Source organism: Corallococcus sp. AB049A (assembly GCF_003668885.1).
GTDB lineage: Bacteria > Myxococcota > Myxococcia > Myxococcales > Myxococcaceae > Corallococcus > Corallococcus interemptor.
In genome coordinates this window covers 1-4,608 of sequence record NZ_RAWL01000567.1, presented here as the reverse complement: position 1 = coordinate 4,608, position 4,608 = coordinate 1, and the positions used below count along the sequence as shown (strand labels likewise).

Annotated in this window: 4 protein-coding genes; 2 read left to right on the top strand and 2 right to left on the bottom strand. The window is 73.8% G+C overall.

The features are described 5' to 3' along the window. Positions 1-1,197: hypothetical protein (locus D7X55_RS36225; protein WP_121725415.1), on the top strand; the 1,197-nt coding region annotated here is incomplete at its 5' end. Positions 1,198-1,218: 21 nt separating this feature from the next. On the opposite strand, the gene D7X55_RS36220 is transcribed toward D7X55_RS36225, so the two are convergent. Both D7X55_RS36220 and D7X55_RS36215 read right to left on the bottom strand, forming a co-directional pair. Further along, a complete protein-coding gene (locus D7X55_RS36220; RefSeq protein WP_121725414.1) occupies positions 1,219-1,515 on the bottom strand; it encodes a hypothetical protein in 297 nt (98 codons plus the stop codon). Positions 1,516-1,650: 135 nt separating this feature from the next. Then, positions 1,651-2,796 (bottom strand): hypothetical protein, encoded by a 1,146-nt coding sequence (locus tag D7X55_RS36215; protein ID WP_120552153.1) that lies wholly within the window; start codon positions 2,794-2,796, stop codon positions 1,651-1,653. A gap of 158 nt (positions 2,797-2,954) precedes the next feature. Between D7X55_RS36215 and D7X55_RS36210 the strand changes: the two genes are divergently transcribed. Next, the coding region (locus D7X55_RS36210) for a TIGR02266 family protein (protein ID WP_121725416.1) at positions 2,955-4,608 on the top strand (1,654 nt) is incomplete at its 3' end.

The window sequence follows — 4,608 nt, the reverse complement described above, 5'->3', positions numbered from 1 at the left end:
ACGCAGGCCCCCTCGGCCGAGGCCCCCAAGCCCGCGGCCCCGGCGGCGAGCCCCTGGTCGCTCACGCAGGGCGGTCCGCAGGACGACACCGGCGCGGACCTGGCGGTGGGGCGGGGCGGAGATGTGCTGTGGGTGACGTCCGGCACGCCGCGCTCGGATGAGGACCGCGAGCAGGTGGACGGCGAGCGGCTGGTGGTGACGCTGTCGCGCTACGCGGCGGACGGGACGAAGCGGTGGGCGAAGGAGTTCGAGCGCAACCGCCTGTCGGACCTGCGCGTGGCGGGCTCCACGGGAAGTGACGGCGCGGTGTTCCTGTCCGGCAATGCCTTCCTGTACTCGGCGGACTTCGGGCTGGGCGAGGCGCAGGACGGCTTCCTGGTGAAGTTCACGCAGGCCGGCGAGCCCGAGTGGCAGCGCCGCGTGGGCCAGAAGGTCTACGCGGTGGCGGCGGACGCGGCGGGCGGCGTGGTGGCGCTGGGCGAGGAGTGGACGCCGGAGGCCCACACGCCGCGGCTGGTGCGCTACGCGGCGGACGGCGCGGTGGCCTGGACGAAGACGTTCGACGGCGCGAAGGAGGGCACGCTGCTGTCCGCGGTGGCGCTGTCAGGGACGGGCACGTCGGTGGTGGCCGGGCGGCTGGTGGGCCCGGTGACGGTGGACGGGCGCACGTTCGACGCGCAGGGCGCGGGCGGCTTCGTGGTGCTGGCGTTCGGCGCGGACGGCGCGCTGGCGTGGGGCCGCGAGGTGCCGGGCGTGAATGGCCGCGTGGGCTCCGTGTCGGTGGGCGCGGACGGCACGGTGGCGGTGGCCGGTGAGGCCGTCGGCCTGCTGATGTGGAACGGCGTGGCGCTGGATGAGGGCGGCCCGTTCGTGCTGACGGCGACGGCGGACGGGCAGGAGCGCTGGGTGAAGCAGCCCACGTGCGGCGCGACGTCGGTGGGCACGGTGGCGGCGGTGGAGGCCTCGGGCCCGGTGGCCGCGGCGTGCGGCAACACGCTCACGCGCTACGCGGCGGACGGCGCGCTGCTGGGCACGAAGACGCTGGCGCCGGAGTCGTGCGAGAGCGGCACGTGCTCGCTGGCGGCGACGACGCTGGTGGCGGCGCCGGAGTCCGGGCTGGTGGTGTCCGGCTGGCAGCGCGATGGCGCGGGCGACACCTGGAACCAGGATGCGTTCCTGCGGCTCGTGACGCCCTGAACCTGACGGAGCCGTGGGCCTCTACGCCAGGCCCACGGCGCGTACGGCGTCCTGTACGAGAGCGCGGACCCAGGCGTGCTTCGGGTCCCCCTCGTGCCCCAGGTGCCAGGCCAGGAGCATCTCGACGGGCGGCAGCGGCCGGAGCACGAGCCCGAGCCCGAGCCCGAGCGCCTTGGCGTGCGCGGAGGCGAAGCTGCGCGGAAGGAACGCCTTCAACTCATCGTGCACCGTGATGGCGGTGACATGCCGCTGGGTGGCCGCCTGCTGCACGAGGGCGCTGAGATGGCTGCGCGCCTCACTGAGCGGAATGCGCTGCATGGGCAGCGGCCACGTGGGCGGTGCTGCGGCGGCGCGACGCGCGGTCGCGGGGCGAGGAGGTGTCCGCCGTCGATGTTTGCTGGCCATGATGTGCGGATAATAGGCACAGGTCCGACATGCCTTCCGGCCCGGGTGTCAGGCCGCCGCCGCGGTGCTCAGCTTGAGGTCCTGGTTGAGCCCCGCGTCCTTGCGTACGCGCCAGATGTACTGGTCCAGGAAGTAGTGGTGCAGCGCGAAGCCCCAGATGAACCCTTCCATCAAGTCCCTCAGCGTGAGCCCCGCGCCGCCCAGCGCCACCTTCGTGTCGAACGCGCCGCAGCCCGGGTGCACGCCCATGCCGCAGCCCAGCGTCCGGTACGCCAGCGTGAACGCGAGCCCGCAGAGCGCGTAGATGATGAAGCGCTGGCTCACCTTCGGCGCGTGGCCGAACGCGGCCCGGTCCACGCCTTCCGCGTGGTAGCGGTTGCGGTGAAAGAACCAGACGATGCCGTGGTACTGCACGTTGTGGAACGCCGTCACCGCCACGGTGAACATCAGGAAGTCCATCCGCCGCGACACCGACGGCCAGAACACCAGCGACGTCAGCCCCAACGCCGCGCCCAGCATCAACAACTTGGGCCCGTTCACCCCCAGCCCCCAGCGCCACCGCCACACCTGCCTCGCCGCCAGCACCCCCACCACCGTCAGCACCAGCGCGAAGCACGCATGCGCCACGCTGGCCTCCCAGGTCGGCTCCGCCATCAGCCCCAACCGGCGCCGCGCTCCCGGATGCGTCAGCGCGAACGCCACGAACGGCGCGAGCAGCCCCACATACAACGTCACGCTGTCCAGCCGCCGGTCCCACGCATCCCGCTCTCCGGCCTTGCGCTGGTAGAGCACCATGATGCCGTAGTGCTGCCGCACCACGTGCCAGTACGCCCACAGCGCCGCCAGCGTCACGAACACCGCGAACGGCCAGCGCTGCCCGGCCAGCACCGACACCGCGAACACCGCCGGCCCCGCCCCGAACCACGCCAGGCTGCCCCAGAGCAGCCGGGCTCGCGTCTTCCGTTCCCGGGCATCCAGGTACGTGCGCGACACCGTCGCGAACAGGTGCGGCCCGTCCAACAGCAGCACCCACGCCCACCACAGCGGCGGCCCGCTCACGCCCCCCAGCACGTGCAACGCCATCAGCGCCAGGCTCGCGCCCACGCCCCCCACCGTGGAGAGCAGGTCGTGTCGTCGGTCCACCAACCACCGCGCATGCAGCGGGACCGGAGCGACGGGGGCGAGCGCGTTCATCGGGGGCCTTCCTCCTGGGGACTGCGAAGTCCCAGGATAGCGGGGACATACAGGTAAGTCAGACGCGCACCTGCAAGTCTCGAATGGGGACCGGACGGACGGGCAGGGGGCCAGAACCCTCTTGAGGGAATGGCCCCCGGACGCGACAGTGCTGAACCATGGATCAAGGTCGGCGTACCTCGGACCGCAAGTCGGTCGGTCTGTTGGTGAAGCTCAAGCATGAGACTGTGGGGAGCTTCACCGAGGAGTTCGCCACCAACATCAGCCCCGGGGGCATGTTCATCCGCTCGCGCACGCCGCAGCCGGTGGGCACGCCCGTGCGCTTCGACGTGCAGATCGCCAACGGCGTGCGCGTGCTCCAGGGCACCGCCACCGTGCGCTGGGTGCGCGATGTGAACGACCCCGCGGGGCCTCCGGGCATGGGGCTGCAGTTCCAGGAGCTGGATACGGCGAGCCGCGCGCTCGTGGACCTGATGCTCCAGCGCAAGCCGGGCGCGAGCGCCGCGCCGGCCGCGCCGCTGCCGTCCATTGCTCCGGGCATCGCGCCGTTGGCCGCCGCGCCGGGTATCGCGCCCGTGCGTCCGCCCGTGGCCGCGCCTCCGGTCCCCGCCGCGCCCCGGCCCGTTGCCGCTCCCGCGCGTCCCGCCGCGGTCGCTCCGCCTCCCGCGCGTCCTTCACAGCCGGCCGCGGGCGGCGCCGCGCTCGACTCGCTGTTCGACGACCTGGATGCCCCGTCCAGTCCCGCTCCCGCCGCGGACGAGCCGCTGTCGCTGGGCGGCGCGGACGAGCCGTTCTCGCTGGGGGCTCCGGAAGAGGACGTGGGGCTGGCGCTCGCGGACCCCACGAACGACGTGGACATCCCGCTGGACGAGCTCATCGCGGGGACGCCTCCGCCCACCGTGCAGGGCATGCTGTCGGACGGCGACGAGCCGCTGCCGGGGCTCGACTTCGAGTTCGAGGCTCCGGCCGTGGAGGAGCCCATCGCCATGGGCCAGCCGCTGGAGGAGATGCCCATCGAAGTGGGGCTCTCCGTGGAGGACGGCGCGGCTTCGGGCGCGAGCGACGCGGGTGGGTTCGAGCTGGATTTCTCGGATGTCTCCCCAGAGCCGCCGCCTCGCGCCGCGCCGGTGCCGCCGGTGCAGCGCGCGGCCCCTCCGCCTCCGGCCCCCGTGACGCCAGCGGTGCCCCCCGTGGCGCCCGCGAAGCCCTCCGGCGGCAGCGCCGAGTTCGACCTGGACCTGTCGTCCCTGGATGACGACGCTCCACTGGAACTCGCGCGCGAGCCCGCGTCCTCGCCGGGCCGTCAGCGTCCGCCGCTGGGGCGTGAACCCGCGTCGTCACCCGGCCGTGCCGCCGCGCCGCCACTGGGCCGTGAGCCTGGATCCGTTGCTGGCCGTGCCCCGGGTCTGGGGCGTGAGCCCGGATCCGCCGCCGGCCGTTCCGCGCCCGGGTTGGGACTGGAGCCCGGATCCGCCGCGCGTGCCGCGCCGGGTCTGGGACTGGAGCCGCGCTCCTCGGGAGGCCGTCCTTCCGTGCCCGGTCTGGGACTGGAGCCGCGCTCTTCCGGTGGTCGTCCCGCCGCACCGGGTCTGGGATTGGAGCCGCGCTCCTCCGCGGGCCGTGCCCCGGACCTCTCCCAGGAACCTGCTTCGTCCTGGGGCCGCGCCGTGCCGCAGCAGCCCCCCGCGCCGCAGCGGTCCTCCGGCGGCAGCACCGAGTTCGACCTGGACCTGTCCGTGGACGACGACGGGCCGCTGGAGCTCGCGCGCGAGCCCGTGTCCTCGCCGGGACGCCCCCGGCCCGTGGCCTGTC